The organism is Pedobacter sp. (genome assembly GCF_040513095.1).
Classification (GTDB): Bacteria; Bacteroidota; Bacteroidia; order Sphingobacteriales; family Sphingobacteriaceae; genus Pedobacter.
On sequence record NZ_JBEVDX010000016.1, the window covers coordinates 1 to 18,750 of the forward strand.

General features: G+C 43.2%; 14 protein-coding genes. 4 read left to right on the top strand and 10 right to left on the bottom strand.

Annotated elements, in window-relative coordinates; all coding sequences use genetic code 11:
* Positions 1-19: 19 nt before the first annotated feature.
* The 4 genes from ABWY16_RS02545 to miaB are packed head-to-tail and all read right to left on the bottom strand — an operon-like array spanning position 20 to position 4,845.
* Positions 20-1,609 carry a DUF8458 domain-containing protein gene (locus ABWY16_RS02545; RefSeq protein ID WP_353903081.1) on the bottom strand — a complete coding sequence of 530 codons (1,590 nt, stop codon included), beginning with the start codon at positions 1,607-1,609 and terminating at the stop codon, positions 20-22.
* A gap of 32 nt (positions 1,610-1,641) precedes the next feature.
* Positions 1,642-2,151 (bottom strand): LptE family protein, encoded by a 510-nt coding sequence (locus ABWY16_RS02550; RefSeq protein ID WP_353903082.1) that lies wholly within the window; start codon positions 2,149-2,151, stop codon positions 1,642-1,644.
* 3 nt (positions 2,152-2,154) lie between these two features.
* Positions 2,155-3,390, bottom strand: a complete 1,236-nt coding sequence (locus ABWY16_RS02555) for a sigma-54 interaction domain-containing protein (RefSeq protein WP_353903083.1) — start codon at positions 3,388-3,390, stop codon at positions 2,155-2,157.
* A gap of 30 nt (positions 3,391-3,420) precedes the next feature.
* The gene (gene miaB / locus ABWY16_RS02560) at positions 3,421-4,845 is read right to left on the bottom strand and encodes a tRNA (N6-isopentenyl adenosine(37)-C2)-methylthiotransferase MiaB (RefSeq protein ID WP_353903084.1); all 1,425 of its coding nucleotides are present in this window, start codon (positions 4,843-4,845) and stop codon (positions 3,421-3,423) included.
* A gap of 133 nt (positions 4,846-4,978) precedes the next feature.
* Here miaB and ABWY16_RS02565 point away from each other — a divergent pair, with 133 nt between their 5' ends.
* Both ABWY16_RS02565 and ABWY16_RS02570 read left to right on the top strand, forming a co-directional pair.
* Positions 4,979-6,769, top strand: coding sequence for an AsmA family protein (locus ABWY16_RS02565; protein ID WP_353903085.1), 1,791 nt, complete (start codon positions 4,979-4,981; stop codon positions 6,767-6,769).
* Positions 6,770-6,824: 55 nt separating this feature from the next.
* Positions 6,825-8,621, top strand: a complete 1,797-nt coding sequence (locus ABWY16_RS02570) for a hypothetical protein (protein WP_353903086.1) — start codon at positions 6,825-6,827, stop codon at positions 8,619-8,621.
* A gap of 47 nt (positions 8,622-8,668) precedes the next feature.
* On the opposite strand, the gene ABWY16_RS02575 is transcribed toward ABWY16_RS02570, so the two are convergent.
* From ABWY16_RS02575 to ABWY16_RS02595, 5 genes are all read right to left on the bottom strand, one after another.
* The gene (locus ABWY16_RS02575; RefSeq protein WP_353903087.1) at positions 8,669-10,795 is read right to left on the bottom strand and encodes a S9 family peptidase; all 2,127 of its coding nucleotides are present in this window, start codon (positions 10,793-10,795) and stop codon (positions 8,669-8,671) included.
* Between the two features lie 61 nt (positions 10,796-10,856).
* The gene (locus tag ABWY16_RS02580) at positions 10,857-11,921 is read right to left on the bottom strand and encodes a branched-chain amino acid aminotransferase (protein ID WP_353903088.1); all 1,065 of its coding nucleotides are present in this window, start codon (positions 11,919-11,921) and stop codon (positions 10,857-10,859) included.
* Between the two features lie 62 nt (positions 11,922-11,983).
* The gene (locus ABWY16_RS02585; RefSeq protein WP_353903089.1) at positions 11,984-12,943 is read right to left on the bottom strand and encodes a tryptophan 2,3-dioxygenase family protein; all 960 of its coding nucleotides are present in this window, start codon (positions 12,941-12,943) and stop codon (positions 11,984-11,986) included.
* A gap of 7 nt (positions 12,944-12,950) precedes the next feature.
* Positions 12,951-14,249: an HAD-IB family phosphatase gene (locus ABWY16_RS02590; RefSeq protein ID WP_353903090.1), complete on the bottom strand. Its 1,299-nt coding sequence runs from the start codon at positions 14,247-14,249 to the stop codon at positions 12,951-12,953.
* Position 14,250: 1 nt separating this feature from the next.
* On the bottom strand, positions 14,251-15,219 hold the full coding sequence (locus ABWY16_RS02595; protein ID WP_353903091.1) for an NAD-dependent epimerase/dehydratase family protein: 969 nt from the start codon (positions 15,217-15,219) through the stop codon (positions 14,251-14,253).
* A 73-nt stretch (positions 15,220-15,292) separates the two neighbouring features.
* Here ABWY16_RS02595 and ABWY16_RS02600 point away from each other — a divergent pair, with 73 nt between their 5' ends.
* Positions 15,293-16,480 (top strand): formimidoylglutamase, encoded by a 1,188-nt coding sequence (locus tag ABWY16_RS02600; protein WP_353903092.1) that lies wholly within the window; start codon positions 15,293-15,295, stop codon positions 16,478-16,480.
* Positions 16,481-17,068: 588 nt separating this feature from the next.
* Here ABWY16_RS02600 and purD read toward each other — a convergent pair.
* Positions 17,069-18,340, bottom strand: a complete 1,272-nt coding sequence (gene purD / locus ABWY16_RS02605; RefSeq protein WP_353903093.1) for a phosphoribosylamine--glycine ligase — start codon at positions 18,338-18,340, stop codon at positions 17,069-17,071.
* 231 nt (positions 18,341-18,571) lie between these two features.
* Between purD and ABWY16_RS02610 the strand changes: the two genes are divergently transcribed.
* Positions 18,572-18,750: hypothetical protein (locus ABWY16_RS02610; RefSeq protein ID WP_353903094.1), on the top strand; the 179-nt coding region annotated here is incomplete at its 3' end.

Genomic DNA, 18,750 nt, shown 5'->3' on the forward strand with positions numbered 1-18,750 from the left:
AGCATAGTATGTTAAATGGTTAAATTTTCTTTTCTATAGATTGGATAAGGTCGGCAAAGTAACGGCTTTTTTCCGGAAACTTCAAACTTAATTTTTCATAAGTATCTATCGCCTTGTCATAAAGCATCTGTTCAATGTAAATTCCGGCAAGGGTTTCAGAAACCAGGTCATTCTGATCTTCTGCACTTTTCTTCGCCTTATTCTCATTGTCGATCTGCTCTGCATTGGGCGCATGGATCTGCGGATCGTTTTTGATAAAACTATCGATTATCTGGGAATCTTTGCTTGCCGGCTTGGCTTCTTCTTCATTGTCCAGCAGTTCGGTTCCGGTAAGGTGACTCTGTAGGTGAAAAATGTGTTCCACGTATTGTTGCTGCAATTCCTGTGAGCCGGGTTTTTTAGCCGTTACATATGGCTGGAAAGTACTCTGATGTTCTTTACGCGTTTTAGCCAGCCACCATAAAAATGTATAGGGCAGCTTATCGTCATTGTAATTGCTTACCCTGCTGTTTTCTACTTCAGCTGCCGCAGCTTCATCATGTTCTTCAATAACCGGAGGGGCGGCAACTTCAGGTTTATCAGGCTGTACTTCTTCTACTGCGCTGAAGTTATTCTCAAAGGCAAAGAAATCTGTGGATACAATGCTTTCAAAAACGAAGTCATCTTCCAGTGTGTTTTTCTGCGCTTCAGGTTCAGCTGGTGCTATTTGCCCGGTCTCAGCTTGTTCCAGTTTTTCCAGCTCAACCTGTTCTGTATGCTGCTCATCCTCTGGTGAATCACTTGAATCAAAGTCCGCATTGTTCTCATCTTCGTTTAAGCCATCTTCAGGTGTTTCAATCCTCACCTGAGGTGTAACTGTATAAAATGGACTGGATGGTTCTTCCTGTTTTGATGAATCATCGGCCTGAACAGAATTTCTGAAAGGGCGGTAAGCATCATAGTCCAGCTCCCCAATTTCTTCAAAAACATTTTCTTCCGCTGCGGCAGATGTATCTTCTGCAGGAATGTCCTGCTCAGTTGGCGGGGGAATAATCTGGAACTGCGAAGGTTCTGATATTTCTTCGAACGTTTCCTGTTCGTCTCTTGCCAGAATGTTTTCGGCAGCTATCACGGAAGTCTCTGACCTAACAAATGAAAAAGGCTCCGAGATCTCCTCAAAAGTTTCCTGTTCGTCTGCTATCTGAGATAATAAAAACTCTTCTTCGGCATCTGCTTCAATAGGCTCTGGCTGTGCAACGGCAACACCCTCATAGGGCTCAACGGTAAAAGACTCAGAGATCTCTTCAAATGTTTCCTGCTCATCCGTTACTACCGGAAGATCTTCGCCAATAGCAGCAGGAACCTCATTTAGCCGGAAATCAGTTTTGCTCTCCTTTTTCTCAAAGAGAAAGCGGTGCAGGGCATATCCGTTGGTGTAAAGTGCAGCTCTGGCCAGTGCATTATTTTGTTCTGCTTCCTGGTTAGCTTTTGCAAGCAGCAGGTGCAGCGGCTGATAGTAAGGGTATTCCTGTAACAAATCATTTAACATAGCCGCATGCTGCAATGATACCTTTTCAGGATCCGCAAGTAATCCGGCAAGTTCTTGTTCTATGTTTTTGTCCAGCTCCACGTTGCTAAGTTAATGATTGAAATTCAATTTTCTCACCATTGTGCAAAGGCCCGGTTGAAAATATCTTCAATGAGCATGACGTTAATATCTTTAATTAACTGGATCTGAGCAATATCAAAAGTTGTTGTTCCTACCGGGAAATCCTTATACCTTTCGAAAGATTCTTCGAAGCTTGATTTTGGCTCCAGGTTGTTGGTGTATTTTACACTTACCTTAATTGTAAGCCTGTTTGCGGCAGCACTAGGCTGGTTGTTGTTCTGCAGGGCAACAGGTCTGATGTCATAACCGGTAATCCTGCCTTCAAATACAGCATGTGCGTCTGAAGTCACAATGTTCAGACTGGTCTGCGTACGGATACGGTTCTTAAGTGCCTCGGTGAAATCCTGGCTAAGGGTTGGTACAACGAGAGGGGCATTGTTTTCAAAAAACAATACCGTTACCGTTTTCATATCTTTAGGGATAGAAGCACCGTTCAGCTTCACCGAACAAGAATTTACAAGTGCCAAGAGAGGCAGTAACAGCAATAAATATATTCTCTTCATCTCTTAATTTAAATTCAGTTCTTTAATTTTCCTGTATAACGTACGTTCAGAGATGCCCAGCTCCTGCGCTGCGAACTTACGTTTGCCCTTGTGTTTTTTCAATGCCTTTTTGATCAGGTCAGATTCCTTGTCGATCAGTGAAAGTGACTCCTCCACTTCTTCGGCCTCATGCGTGTAGTTATAGTCTACCGGTGCATTCTGCGATGGTTTCTTGATCGTTAGCGTCGAATCGTTATTGCCGGTCTGATCAATCTCCTGATAAAGCTGGTTGATGTAATGAGGGTTATCTGCTACGATGTGCGAAGTATTCCCGCCGCTCTGAATGATCTCTGCCACAAGCTTCTTCAGGTCCATCATGTCCTTTTTCATATCAAAAAGAACCTTGTACAGAATATCACGTTCAGAGAAATCTTCCTTGCTGTTATTCCCGTTGATCGCCATTGGCAGATTACTGCCGCTTTCATTGGGGATATAGTTCAGCAAAGCAGCGGCCGTTACATTGCGTTCTTTTTCAAGCACACATACCTGCTCTGCTATATTCTTCAACTGACGGACATTACCAGGCCAGCTGTAATTGCTCAGCATCTGTATTGCATCAGGTTCAAGGTGAATCCCCGGACTGCGGTATTTATCACTGAAATCGGCAGAAAACTTTCTGAAGAGCAAAAATATATCTTCTTTTCTCTCGTGTAATGCAGGGATGCGCAAAGGCACAGTGTTTAAACGGTAATACAAATCCTCACGGAATTTGCCCGATTTTACCCTGTTGTATACATCAACGTTTGTAGCTGCTACGATACGGACATCCGTCTTTTGCACTTTGGATGAACCTACGCGCAGATACTCGCCACTTTCCAAAATACGTAAAAGGCGCGCCTGTGTGCCCAAAGGCAGTTCTGCTACTTCATCCAGGAAGATTGTTCCTCCGTTTGCCACTTCAAAATATCCTTTACGTGCTTCGTGGGCACCGGTAAATGAGCCTTTTTCGTGACCAAATAATTCTGAGTCGATTGTTCCTTCTGGTATGGCACCACAGTTAACGGCAATAAAAGCGCCGTGTTTGCGTGTACTCATCTGGTGGATAATATGCGAAAACACTTCCTTTCCGCTACCACTTTCACCAGTAATTAAAACTGACATATCGGTTGGGGCTACCTGCCTCGCAATATCAATTGCACGGTTTAAAAGTGGGGAGCCACCAATAATGCCAAATCGATTTTTAATATCCTGTACGTCCAAAATAAATTGAATTTGTTTAAAATATTCTACTTAACTGGCAATTCTGCCTAATAGTGTTGCAGAAGTACAACGTTCAATAACAACATTCACATATTGACCCGGAACAACATTCTCTGCAGCCGGGAATACGATCATGGCATTCTGATCATTTCTTCCGCACAAGTCCTTGTCAGACTTTTTAGAGAAACCTTCAACAAGGATCCTCACGGTTTTGCCTACTGAAGCCTGCAGCCTTTGCAATGAAGTAACCTGCTGTTTTAAAAGAATTTCCTGCAAACGGCGTTTTTTCACATCTTCAGGAATATCATCTTCAAATTTTCTTGCGGCAAGTGTGCCCGGTCTTTCTGAATAGCTGAAGCAGAAAGCGAAATCATAACCCACGTAGTCCATCATGCTTAATGTTTCCTGGTGCTCTTCCTCAGTTTCTGTGCAGAAACCTGCGATGACATCTGTAGAGATCGCACAATCCGGAATAATGCTCCTGATGGCATCAATCCTGTTGATATACCACTCACGCGTATAGGTACGGTTCATGATATCCAATATCCTGCTGCTGCCAGACTGCACCGGCAGATGGATATTATTGCAGATGTTATCGTATCTTTTGATAGTATATAAAACCTCGTCGGTGATATCTTTTGGATGCGAAGTAGAAAAGCGGATCCTCAGATCAGGACTGATCAGGGCTACTTTTTCCAGTAACTGGGCAAAGTTGACCATCGTTTCTGAAGCTTCATCCGCACCTTTCCATTTGTAAGAATCTACGTTCTGACCCAATAGTGTTACTTCTTTATAACCGCGGTCAAATAAATCCTGTGCTTCTGCAAGGATAGAATACGGATCCCTGCTGCGTTCGCGCCCCCTTGTAAAAGGAACAACGCAGAAAGAACACATGTTATCACAACCCCGCATGATAGAAATAAATGCAGTGATGCCATTTCCGTTTAAGCGGACAGGACTGATATCAGCGTAGGTTTCCTCCCTCGATAGCAATACATTGATCGCTTTCTGGCCTTCTCCTACCTGCTCGATCAGTTGTGGCAGATCGCGGTAAGCATCCGGTCCAACAACCATATCAACGAGTTTCTCTTCTTCTAAAAATTTGGATTTTAAACGCTCTGCCATGCAGCCCAGTACGCCAACAATCAGCTTGGGGTTTCTGCGTTTTTCTATACCAAACTGCGATAAACGGTTACGCACGCGCTGTTCTGCGTTCTCCCGGATAGAGCAGGTATTAATAAATATTGCATCCGCCTCGTGATAGTCGCCCGTCGTCTCAAAACCCTGGTCAAGCAGGATAGAAGCAACGATTTCACTGTCGGCAAAATTCATCTGACAACCATAACTCTCAATATATAGCTTTCTGGCATTGAGCACCTTAGGTGCTTCCATGATCAGGGCTTCACCCTGGCGCGCTTCATCGTGTGTCTTGTCTGTTAGCTGTAAATCAATCATAAATTGTAATCCTGTTACTGGGGTACAAAAATATAAAATTTTATTCACAAATGACAAATTGGCAGAATTTAAATATCCGCTCCAAACATTGTGGGCATGGTGCTTGTATGCAATAACAGAAACCCAAACTAGCATGAGCAGGAACTCAGGAACAAGTAAAATATGGAAATGGATTGCCGGAATAATTATCGTCCTGATTGCTATTGTAGCTAGTATTTCTATCTATTTCAGCATCCGCTGGAAACCGGTACTGACGCAGAAAATTAAGGATGTGGTGTATAATGGCTCTGAGCATATGTATTCCCTGAACTTTAAGGATATACATTTAAACCTGCTTACAGGCAGTGTTACGGTTGACAGTATTTTACTTGCTCCTGACACAGCTGTTTTCAACGCAAGAAAAAAATCGGGTACTGCGCCAACCCATTTATTTCAGGTAAAGCTGGAGAAACTGCAGCTTCGCAGAATATCAATTCTTACGATTTATTTCAGGAAAAAGATAGAGATGAATGACATCATTCTTAAACACCCTTCAATCAATATGATCTATAATAAGGTCTATAAAAAGCCTACGCCGGTAAAAGACAGGCGTAGTTTGTATGAACGGATTTCCAAAATACTGAAATCTGTGCACATCAAAGGGATTAAGATTGAAGATGCAGATTTCGACTATGTCAGCGGGGCAACAGGTCAGTTACTGAACTCAGTGAAACATTTAAATGTGCATGTTAAAGACCTGCTGCTTGATGAGCATTCTAAATCTGATACCACAAGATTTTACTATACAAAAGACATATCTTTTGAAATGACGGGATATAGTTCCCTGTCAAAGGATAAGATGTACACTATGAAAGTAGATACCATCACGGGGTCAGCCATAGGAAAAACAGTTCATGTCAAAGGCTTCAAAATGATCCCCATGTATCCCGAAATTCAGTTCAGCAAAATGCTAAAAACCCAGAAGGACCGGTATAACCTGGCATTTGACCAGATCGACTTTAGGGGAGTGAATTTCTACAGGCTGAATATCAGGGGTATCTTACAGGCCAAAGCACTGCGTATCAAAAACGGGAATGCCAAAGTTTTCATGAACAGGGAAATGCCTCCCGGTCATGGTGATAAATCCGGCAATTTCCCGCATATGGCGCTAAAAAGGTTGCCTGTTGAAACCACTGTAGATACCCTTCAGCTCCGCGGGGTAAATGTTGCCTACACAGAATACAATCCTATTTCTCAGGAGAAAGGGACCGTTCACATCGACCGCCTGACAGGAAATATCTACAATGTGACGAACGATTCTACATCACTCTCCAAAAACAGATACGCCGTAGCAGAACTGGATGCATATATGATCAGGGCGGCACAGCTTCATATACGCATCAACTTCGACCTCCTGGCCAAAAATGCAGCCTTCACTTTCAAAGGAAATATAGGTAAAATGGATATGGTAAAGCTCAATCCTCTGTCTAAAGCATTAGGACTGGTGACAATTGAAAGCGGCCAGATCCAGAAAATTGATTTTGATGTAAAGGCCAATGCGAAAGGCTCACGTGGTACGATGCATATGTATTACAATAACCTGAAGATAGAACTGTTAAAGGAAGGCGAAGACGGAAAACCAGCGAAAAAGAAAGGATTGCTCTCCTTCCTGGCAAATACACTGATCGTGAAAGATGAGAACCCTTCAAAAGGAAAACCTGTTCGCACCGCGGATATAGTGTTTGACAGGCCGCCGGGGGCATCATTCTTCAATTTGTTGTGGAAAAGTGTGTTTATAGGCATGCGCGAAACGGTCGGCCTGGGTATCGTTCCGATGAAAACGCCTGAAGAAGGACGCAGGGTAGTGGTAGAAAAACTCAGGGAACGCAAAGAGAAAAGACAGGAAAAAAGAGCTGAAAAAAAAGCCGGAAAGGAAAAGAATTAGGTGCAGGCTGATTTAAGAAAAAACGTATATTGTAAAATCATATTACCGGTACTGCATGATTAAGACGTCGCGAAAGACATTTACTATACTGAAATGGATCGCCGGAATCGTATTTGTGCTGTTCATGACTGCCGATGCTGCATCATGGTACCTCAGTTCAAAGCGAAGACCGATTGTGACCAAAGAACTGAAAGACCTGGTGCTTCATGCCACAGATAGCCTGTACCGTATAGAATTCAGTACTGTAAACTCAAATTATCTGCTGGGCAACGCTTCTATTCTGGATGTGCATATTCTGCCGGATACCAATATATACAACAAACTGGTGCGCCTTAAACATGCGCCAAATAATATTTATGAGGTAAGACTAAAAAAACTGACTATCTGGAACTTTCATCCTTTACGCCTGTTCAGGGATAAAAAGCTTGAGGTTGACCAGCTGCTGTTTGAGCATCCCAGCGTGGTGATGATCAATAAACAGTTCGAATTTAATGAAAACCGTCCCGCACGGCCATACAGATCGCCATATGCCTATATCTCCAAATTCCTCAAAAAGGTCAGTGTGAAAAGTATCGATCTGAAGGATATCAGTTTCAAGTACGTAAACAAAAACCTCGCGGTACCTGAGTCAGATTCACTGGATAACCTGAATATCACGTTCAAAGACTGGCTGATCGATCCTCATTCCGCAACTGATCCTTCCAGGTTTTACCTCTTGAAAGATGTACTGATCAATCTGAATGATTACGATTTTGCTACGCCTGACAGTCTGTATCATATGCGGATCAATGCGTTGTCATTTAGAGCTTCTACGGGTTTATTGCATATCAACAGGTTCAGCCTTACGCCGAGGTATACTGAAATGGACTTCGGGCCTGCTGCCGGGTATGCAAAAGACCGTTTTAATATTCAGATGACGGATATCCGTCTGACAGGAATCGACCTCCCTCTCTATGTGAAAAAACTGCAATTGTCTGCAAACGATATGACGATAGATAATGGCTTTGTCAACGTATTTAACAATAATGAACTTCCTTCACGTGGCGTAGTAAGGATGGGCAAGTTTCCTCATCAGCTTTTACAGACAGTAAAGGGGCAATTGTCGGTAAAAAAACTTCACCTGAATAATGTTGACTTCAGCTATGCGCTGTTTGACCGGTATACAAGGCAAAAAGGAAAGATTTCCTTTGAAAATACTTCCGGTACTATTTCAAATGTAACCAATGAGACGAGGGTTAAACAAAAGAACCCTTTTATGCTGGCGAGCCTGGACAGCTATATGATGGGGCAGGGGAAGCTGCATGTCAACTTTAAATTCGACCTGAATGCGAAAAACGGAGCATTTGCCTACAACGGAGAGCTTACCAATATGAAAGGTTCTGTACTGAACAAGATTACCAAGCCACTGGGACTTGTGCAGGTGAAAAGCGGTGAGGTAAAGAAACTGACTTTTAATGTGATTGCCGATGAAAAACAGGCAAAAGGAAACCTGGCTTTTGCCTACGATGACCTGTCGATTGGCCTGCTGAAAAAAGTAGAGGGAAAAAACAGGCTGGTAAAACAGGGACTGATCTCGATGCTGGCCAATGCTCTGGTGATCAATCCTGCCAATCCAAATAAAACCGGGCAGTTCATTACGGCGCCGATCGATTTCCAGCGGGACCCCACCAATTCCTTTTTCAGCTTTATCTGGCAGTCCCTTTTTCAGGGAATTAAGTATACTGTTGGGCTAACCCCGAAAAAAGAAGCTGAAATAGCTGCGAAGATCGCAGAGTTTGAGAAGATGAAAGCGGACAGGGAAGTGCGCAGGGAGAACCGGCAGAGAAGGCATGATGCCAGGGGAAGGAAGTAAGACGGCTGATTGTGCAACACTGTTATCACAATCAGCCATGGTAAAACTTACTTAAACAACTCTTCCGGTACAGGTTTCTCCAGTAAATTCTGATAGTAAAACCTTACACGCTCAGTAAAATCATGCTTCCCTTTAACAGTTGCAGACCAGCCATGTCTGCCTCCTGGATAAATCATCAGCTCAAAATGTTTATTCGCATCTTCCATTTTATTGATGAACTGGATCGTATTCTGCATATGTACATTGTCATCCATATCAGCATGCATTACCCGCAGCAAACCTTTATACTTATCTACGTACGTCAGTACAGAAGCATTTTTATATCCTTCAGGATTCTCTTTCGGCGTATCCATAAATCTTTCCGTATAGGCAGAATCGTATAGCTCCCAGCTGGTAACCGGGGCACCTGCATATCCGTAATCAAAGTAGTCAGCTCCATAGGTCAGCGCCATCGTAGTCATGTATCCTCCATAACTGTGCCCTGTAATCAGTAATTTCTTATTGTTTACCCAGGGTTTCGCTTTCAGCCATTTTGCAGCGGTGATATAATCCTTCATCTCCCATTTGCCCAGGTTCCTGTGCATAAGTGCCACTCCTTCCTTGCCAAACTGGCCTGAAGCACGGTGATCTACCGCGATCTGGATAATGCCTTCGTTAGCCCACCACTGCGGCGCTGTGCCTTTCCAGGTGTTGGTTACTGTACCCGCATCCGGGCCGCCGTACATACTGAAGATCACAGGATAAGTTTTACTCTGATCAAAATTTACAGGGTAAGTGATCACAGCCGGCAGGTTATAGCCGTCATCTGTGGGAATAGTGATCATTTCAGTTTTACCAATAGCATAAGTTTCAAAATCTGCTGATTTACTATCAGAAATCTCCTTAACCACCTTGCCCGTATTATCCAGCAAAGTTTGTTTTGAAGGTGTACTCACGTTAGAATAAGTAGTAATGAAATACTTTCCTGAAGGAGATATCTTCACCTGGTGGCTGTATTCACCAAACGTCAGGCGTTTGAAATCCTTACCATTATAGTTTACCCTGTATAAATCTGTACGTGTAGAAGCTTCCTTGCGTGCTGTAAAATAGATTACCTTGTTCTTTTCGTCCACATACACAAGGTTCGTCACCTGCCATTTTCCGCTTGTCAGGGGATTCAGCAGTTTTCCATCAAGAGTATACAGGTAATAATGTGCCCATCCGGTTTTGTCACTTTTCAGGATATAGTGCTTTTTATCTTCCAGGTAGGTAATACGGCCATCATAATCCAGGTCCACCCATGAAGACTGTTTCTCGTCATAGATCTCCTTTTTAGCGCCGGTTTCTGGTTTAACCGCATAAAACTTCAGGTTATCCTGCCCGCGGTTCATCCATTGCACCATCATGCTGCTGCCATCAAAGCTCCAGTATGGCGTACCAAAATACTGGTCGTCCTTTTCATTGAAATCAGCCCATACTATAGCTCCGCCGGCAGTAGGTACAAATCCTATTTTCACTTCGGGATTAGGATCACCAGCCTTCGGATACCGTGTTTTTTCGGTGTAACCATGTTGCCCGGTAGCTCCATTGATCGGAAACATTGGCACTTTGGTATCATCGAAACGCATAAAAGCCAGGTGTTTACTGTCGGGAGCCCACCAGAAAGCCTTATACTTTGTGGGCCTGCCCAGAATCTCTTCGAAGTATACCCATGAAGAATACCCATTATAGATCACATCAGTGGCATCCATGGTATATCTTATTTCCTTTCCCGTGGCAACCTCTACAGCATAGAGATCGCTGTTCCGCGTAAACGCAACATATTTTCCGTCGGGCGACAGGCTAGGGTTCTTTTCCTCTGCTGTATCTTTCGTTAATTTCGTTGGTTCATCTTTTCCATACTGAATGTACACATCCTTATCTTTCACCATCACCTCCACATTGCTTTTTGGTGGGGGACTATACGAACTGCGTTCGCCTGAACGGATGTCCACAGCGTACATCTGACGTGTTTTGGGATCTGTTTCGATATAGTGGCTGTCATCGCTCCAGCCAGATATTACGGCCTGGGGTTTAGTGAGAGAGGGTACCGTTCCCTGTGTTTGCTGAAATGTTAATTTTTGCTGTGCGCTGGCATCAAGAGCAACAGCTGAAAGGAAAGCAATGAAGGTGGCAGATAGTAGATATAGCTTCATATTATAAAATTAAAGGCGCCTGTTAGGGGCGCCTTGTAGCATTAAATGTTTTGTTGTTATTTTATACGATCCAGTTCCAGCCAAATTCATCGGCAGCAACACCATTACGGATCTCGTTCAGTTTTTTAGCAATGCCTGCAGAAATATTACGCGTAGCAGGATCCGTTAATGGATAAGCTTTACCCTCATAATTCATTTCATAGATTTGCGTTACTGTAGCAGCAGTACCTACTGCGAAGGCTTCTGTTAATCTTCCGCTTTCTGCATATTCCAGTACTTCCTTAATCTCAACCCTTCTTTCCTCTACTTCATATCCCATGCTTTTCGCCAGCTGGATTACCGTATCTCTGGTAATACCATCAAGGATTGTCTCGCGAACTTCAGGAGTCAGAATTTTTCCGTCTACAACAAACATTAAGTTAGCTGCACCGGATTCTTCGACAAATCTGTGCTCCTTTGCATCCGTCCAGATCAACTGGTCAAATCCTTCTTCCAGGGCTTTCGTAGTTGGCAGCATCGCCGCAGAGTAATTACCCCCGGTTTTTGCAGCGCCAACCCCTCCGTCTACAGAACGGGTATATTTTGTTTCAATTTTAACCTTCAGTGGCTTGCTGTAGTATGGAGCACTTGGGCTCATCAGGATAATGAACTTATATGTTAACGATGGTCTCACACCCAGAAAAGGATCTGAAGCAAACATCGTAGGCCTGATGTATAGAGAATAGTTTTCAATATCCGGCACCCATGCCCTGTCGATATCGATCAGTGCGGCAAGGCCCTGCATAAAGATTTCTTCAGGTAGGGTAGCCATTGACATCCTTTCGGCCGATTTGTTCAGCCGCGCCAGGTTTTTGTCAGCCCTGAAGACGCTCACACTGCCGTCAGCTTGTTTATAAGCCTTCATTCCCTCAAAAATTGTCTGTCCGTAATGAAGAGCAGAAATTGCCGGGCTCATTGGAATCGGGCCATATGGCACAATCTCAAAGTTGGTCCATTCCCCATCAATATAATCGGCAACAAACATATGGTCGGTAAAATACTTTCCAAAGGGCAGATCGGTTTTATCCATTTCGGCCAGTCTGGAATGCGCAGTTTTTGTGGTTTTTATTGTCAATGTCTCTATCACGGTCCTCGGTATTAGTTTGGTTCAAAATTAAGAAAAAAAAATTTCCTGAACCAGTTTATTTTTTAAGTATGCAGTGTTTTTAAGACACTAAGTACCCACGACTTACCCCATTCTTCTACCTGGGTTTCTGTCCATAAGAAAGGATAGAAAATTCTTTTCTGAAAACGCGGAGGCAGATACTTCTGCCAGTTGGTTCCCCCTGTTGCGGCAATATCCACAGGATCCCTCTCCAGGTACCTTACCGCAGATTTGTAGTGCGAGAGCGGCCACTCTACATTGACAAACAGATCGAGTTTCCTCAGTTCTTCTGCGAGTAGCGTTACATCCTGTCCTTCGCAACGCAAACGGTGGTACAACGCAGCGAAATTTGTATGTTCTCTTTCTTTGATCAACTGCAGGAACTGATCGGCGTATTTAGCGATAAACTGCTTCAGCGTAAGCGTTTGCTTGCCGCTCGCCAGTTCCGTTGCACCAAATTTCCAGTAGATATGTTCAAATTTTTCTTCGGCCGTTGCATTCGCAAGTTCTTCACGACGGCTTTTGTCAACGAGCCTTGTAAAGTCTGTGGCACAGATCTCAATCATCCTGTACTGGCCCGACTGAAATCCGCTTGCCGGTAAAAGCGACATGCGGAATTTGAGGAACTGCTCTTTTTCCATGCCGTTTACCATCACCTCAAATGAACTGACCAGCGCATTAAAATACGCATTGATCCGCTTTACGCGGTTTGTAAAAAACTCAGCGGTCAGTGCCGGATGTTCGGCTATCTGTTTGCACTCATGCAGGCTAAGCTTAAAATAAAGCTCAGTGATCTGGTGGTACATGATGAAGATTTCTTCATCAGGAAATGGTGTTTTGGGACTTTGCAGGCTCAGCAGCGTATCCAGGTGAATATAATCCCAGTACGTGAGGAAATCTGCATACAATAGGCCATCCAGGTAAGCCGCCATATCCTGTCCCATTGCGGCATACTTTTCCTGAAGTTTATCCAGCTTATCTTTTATTTCAGGGGTAAGTTCCATGGTAGTGCTAATAGAGTACTCTGAATTTTATGGTTTGGTCAATCTTCTTTAAGGCTTTAAAAACATCTTTATCGTATTCTGCATTGATATCCGTGATCGCATATCCGATCGTTGCATTGGTCATCAGGAACTGGCCCACAATGTTGATGCTGTGGTTAGCAAATACAGTATTGATCTGCGCCATGATTCCCGGTACATTATGGTGTACGTGGATTAAACGGTGACTCTGGTTGAACCTTGGCAATTGCAGGTTAGGGAAATTACTGCTCAGGTAAGTAGTACCAGTATTCATAAAGTCCATCATCCTTTTAGGGATAAAGTTGGTATTCCTCGGGTTATGCTTAGGATCCTCAAAAATCACGATGCCCATGTCTGTACACGTTTGCAAATCCAGGTAATTCCTGGCGTTACCCAGGTATCCCACAGTTTTTAACTTCACAGCAAGCTTTAGTTTTTCCGGGTCCATTTTTTCGCCATCCGCCATCAGTACCATATGTACATCTTTTACGTATTTATCCTCGAAAGTGGATTTATGACGGATAGAAAAACCATCCTTTTTTAGCAGCGCGATACTTTCCGCAGGCACCTCCCCGATAATCAGGCATAAGATCCTGTTCCTGGGATACGAAATCGCCCTTGGCAGGTTGTTCACATAGAGGAATTCATCGAAACTTGGTGTAACATGGTCTGCTCTGCTGACGATGCTATCCCTGGAAATATTTTCTGTGAAGGCATAGAACTTCTTGATCATGCCGCTCTCCCGAAGCTGGAAATCCGAATATCCGTCGCCAATTCCATAGAGGTCGCCCTCCAGGTTCAGCTGCTGCATCAGTTTTACCTTGCCACCTTCCTCACTTAATGGGTTGGCATGGTCATAATCTATAATCTGGCCATCACCTGTGGTTACAAATGTATTGGCGTAAATATTTTCTTTTTTGATGTGGTACTGGCTTACTACGGGCGTGATAAACTCCTTAAAACCGCCCGAAACAATTAATACCTGATCAGCATGTTTTTTAAAGAATGCCGCATTGCGGGAAAAAGAGCTCGAAACTTTCTTTTTTAACCTTGTAATCAGTTGTTTCAGGTGATCTTCAGAAGCTTCCAGCAGTTTTACGCGCTGGGCAAGACTTTCACTGAATGACAGTTTGCCTTCCATTGCCAGGTTGGTAAGATCTTCGATTTTTTTGAAGATCGCTTCCTTATCCGGGTGTTTGCTGAGGGAAATCCGGGCAAGCTCATCCAGGGCTTCCACTTGTGTAAAGGTACTGTCGAAATCAATAATGTAAATGTTCTTCTGCTTCATCTTAGTTTTTAATTAAACCTGCACACACTTCCTTGATGCTTTCATGCAGGGGCTTAAAGGTAATACCTGTAGTTTTTATGATTTTTTCGTTGCTGTAAAGGCTAATGTTCATACTGCTGCGTGCCGCATCGCTGGTTAGTCCCGGTGCTTTTCCTGTCACCAGAGAGATAACTTTTAATGCGCGCCAGGCCAGACCAAGCATCCATGGTGTTGCTTCTTTAGCCGGTGCTTTGACCCCAAAACCGGCGGCAATTTCCGAAAAAAACTGTTTATAATGATAATTCTCTGCTGAGATCGTAAATCTCTCAGCAGTTACCGGGCTCTCCATCAGTGCTATCATGCATTTTGCCACATCACTCACATCTACAATACCTGTAGCGCCGCCGGTGTAATATTTTAGTCCTTCCTTTACCAGTTTGAAGATCGCACCACTGCCGGTATAACCTGCATTTGCACCAATGATGACCGCAGGATTAACGATTACAGCATCAAGACCTTCAGCTATGCTGCGCCAGACTTCCATTTCACCTTCATACTTGGAGATCGCATAAGAATGTACTTTAGAGTCGTACTCCCAGTAATCGTCTTCCGTAATCTGCTTTCCTTTTTTAGCTTCGCCGAGGGCAGCTATAGAACTGACATGGAGAAGTCTTGCGCCATAATTTACGCAAAGGTTAGCAATGTTACTGGTTCCTTCAATATTGATTTTTAGTAGCTGTGCTTTGTCTTTCGGGTTGAAAGATACAAGCGCCGCGCAGTGATATACCTGAGTGATATCCTCAAAAGCATCATCAAGTGAGGCCAGATCATTAATTTCTGTTAGGACCCATTCCACCAGCAAATTACCCTTCAGAATTTCGGGAATAACGGAGTTTTGCCGTTTGAGTGCACGTATTTTTTTCCCCTGCCGCGTGAGCTGAACAATCAGCTCTGATCCTAAAAAACCTGTGGCGCCGGTAACTAAAATCATGTCATTATTTTTAGGATGTTCATTAATATGTGGTCTCAAAAATAGATATTTGACAGCATACATTATATCAAATATGTCATTATCCGATTTTTTCTCTCCCTTAATTCCCGAAAAATTCACTCCTAAACAGGGATTTTATACCAGTCAGCTGGGATTAAAGGCGCGTTTTTATACAGAGAAATTTCCTGAAATCAGAGATGATGAATATGATATTGCTATTTTTGGCGTTAAGGACGACCGTGCTGCAGTGAATAACAACGGCTGTTCTTTGGGACCGGATTACTTCAGGGAGCATTTTTACTTACTGAATGAAGGGGCTTTTGACAGCAGGATCATTGATCTCGGAAATATCAAACCAGGTGAAAACATTTCGGATACTTATATAGCGCTGAAAACAGTTGTTGCAGAGCTGATCAAACTCAACATTATTCCGGTGATCATCGGTGGAGGTCAGGATCTGACGTATGCGCAATATATGGCTTACGAAAGCCTGGAACAGAAAGTAGACCTGGTGGTGGTTGACAATAAGTTCGATCTTGAAGAGGATGATTACGATGAAGGAAGTATTGCTACACAGTCGAACAGCTATCTCAATAAAATATTTTTACACCAGCCCAATTACCTGTTTAACTTCAGCAATGTTGGTTTCCAAACCTATTTTGTAAACCAGGAGAGCCTGAAGGTGATGGACAAGCTGTACTTTGATGTGCACCGTCTGGGAGAATTCCTTACGGAGATCAGCTCTGTGGAGCCGGTGATGAGAAACGCAAATATGGTGAGTTTTGATATGTCTGCTATCCGGTCTTCGGATGCACCGGCAAATGGCAATGCAACTCCGAATGGCTTTTATGGTGAGCAGGCCTGCAAGATTGCGCACTATGCAGGATTAAATGATAAGCTTACTTCTGTAGGTTTTTATGAATTTAACCCGGCTTTTGATAACAGCAGCCAGACAGCTATGCTTTTGGCACAGATGGTGTGGTATTTTGTGGATGGTTTTTATAACAGGAAAAAGGATTTTCCCCTGAATCCCAAATCGCAATATCTGATTTACCGTGCCAGTCTGAAAGATGGTTCGGGAGAGATGCTTTTTGTGAAGAGCAAGAAATCTGACCGCTGGTGGATGCAGGTGCCTTATCCTTCGGGAGTGTCTAAAAACGAGCGTTATCACTTGGTGCCATGTCGCTATGAGGACTATACTGTAGCGGTGAATGGCGAGATGCCGGACCTCTGGTGGCGTACTTATCAGAAGTTATTGTAAAGCTATGTCCCTGATTATATACTGATCGTACTTTGTTCGTATACTGGTCGTAGTAAGACTATTGTTTTACTATATACGAACTATACTCGGACTATACCATGTCTACCCCATGTAAAGTGCAAATCAACCACAACTCTACCATATGTTTACCCTTTAGGTAGAATTGTGGTAGAGTTGTAGTTGTTATGGGGTAGACATGGTATAGTTTGTATATAGCTTAACTATAGACGGACAATAGTTTTATCTATAACCAAATACGAACGATATACGTACAGAGCTGGTTGAAAAGAAGAATTAAGCACCATCAGGCTGTCGTGAAGAGGTTTTCCTTTGGGGTCAGTCCTTGATTAATCAAAACCTGTGTTTCCACTTCCGTCAACGTAGAACCCTCTGTTCTTGTAGATTGGTGTACAATGGAAACGTGATTGAACTTTTCATGATCCAAAAGCTCGCTGATGCTTAACGATTGTATTTATCTATGAGTCCGGTTAAGTCGATTGTTTTAAAACTAACAATTTAAGAAATGTAAGGCAAAAAAAATGGCCCTGAAATATTACAATCAGGACCTTCGTTTATTAAGTTGTTTGATTACATAAGGTCAAACCCGATATCTTCTCTAAAATACTTTCCGTCAAAATAAACCCTTGCAGCATCAGCAGTGGCTGATTGCAAAGCATCGAACATGTCATCCTGCAAACTTGTTACAGCCAATACACGACCACCATTGCTTTTGATGACTCCGCCTTCAAGCGTTGTACCTGCATGGAAAGCCCGGGATTTGCGCAGGTTATCAATACCTGTTATCGCTTTTCCTTTTTCGTAGTCTCCGGGATAGCCACCTGCAACAATCATTACTGTAGCAGCACTTTTCTCACTGATCTTCAGCTGTACGTCCTTCAGGCGTTTCTGCGAAGTGGCGATGAACAGCTCTACCAGGTCATTCTCAATTCTTGGCAAAACACTTTCCGTTTCCGGGTCGCCCATACGGCAGTTATATTCAATGATCATCGGTTTATCGCCCACTTTGAACAGGCCAAAGAAGATAAAACCGGTATAATCTATATTGTCTTTTTTCAATCCTTCAATTGTAGGAATGATAATCGATTGTTCTACATCGTCCAGGAATTTCTGATCTGCAAAGGGCACTGGGGAAACTGAACCCATACCACCTGTGTTTAATCCTGAATCTCCCTGACCGATCTTTTTATAGTCCTTCGCCTCCGGCAGGATCAGGTAATTGTCTCCGTCAGTTAACACAAATACAGATAGCTCAATGCCTGTCAGGTATTCTTCAATAACTACAAGGGACCCGGCATTGCCAAATTTACCACCCAGCATCAGCTTTAACTCTTCCTGTGCATCAGCGTTGCTTTCGCAGATTACAACACCTTTGCCTGCTGCAAGTCCGTCAGCCTTCAGTACTACAGGCAAGCTGTGGTTTTCCAGATAGGCCAGGCCTTCCGCCAGTGTTTCATTGGTGAAAGATTTTGATCCCGGAGTAGGGATACCATGGCGTGCCATAAATTCTTTTGAGAAGTCTTTGCTGCCTTCTAAAATTGCACCTTCTTTCTTGGGACCGATCACAGGGATTTTAGAAAGCTGCTCATCGGCAATAAAGTAGTCATGAATACCATTAACCAAAGGTTCTTCGGGGCCAACCACCACCAGGGTAATGCCTTCAGTTAAAACAAACTTTTTGATGGCCTCAAAATCATTTGGATTCAGATTTACGTTTTTGCCATATGCTCCTGTTCCACCGTTGCCCGGTGCGATAAATAGTTTGGAACATAACTCAGACTGGCTCATCTTCCAGGCGAAAGCACTTTCTCTGCCGCCGGAACCTAATAATAAGATATTCATAGCGGCAAAGATAAGGGCTTTGCCCAAAAAATAGAATGTATCTTTTGATTTAATCCTTACAGCAGGATGACAATTTGTACTTGTCAGACCAAATAAAGCAATACTGTCTGAGCTTTATACAAGATATTTTGTATTTTTATCCCCCGGCAACTGACAAAGTGACTTATCGGCTGATATGGCTTGGTTGTTGTAAAATCATGATTTTTAAATAAATAAACACAGATAAAAACAATGTTAGGATTTTTAACGAAAGTTTTTGGAAGCAAATCGGATAGAGATATTAAGGCAATCCAACCACTTGTCATCAAAATAAATGAAGAATATGCTAAGCTTTCGGCTTTAAGCAATGACGAATTGCGTAACAAAACTGTCTATTTCAAAGACGTTATTGCCAAATCTTTAGCAGAAAT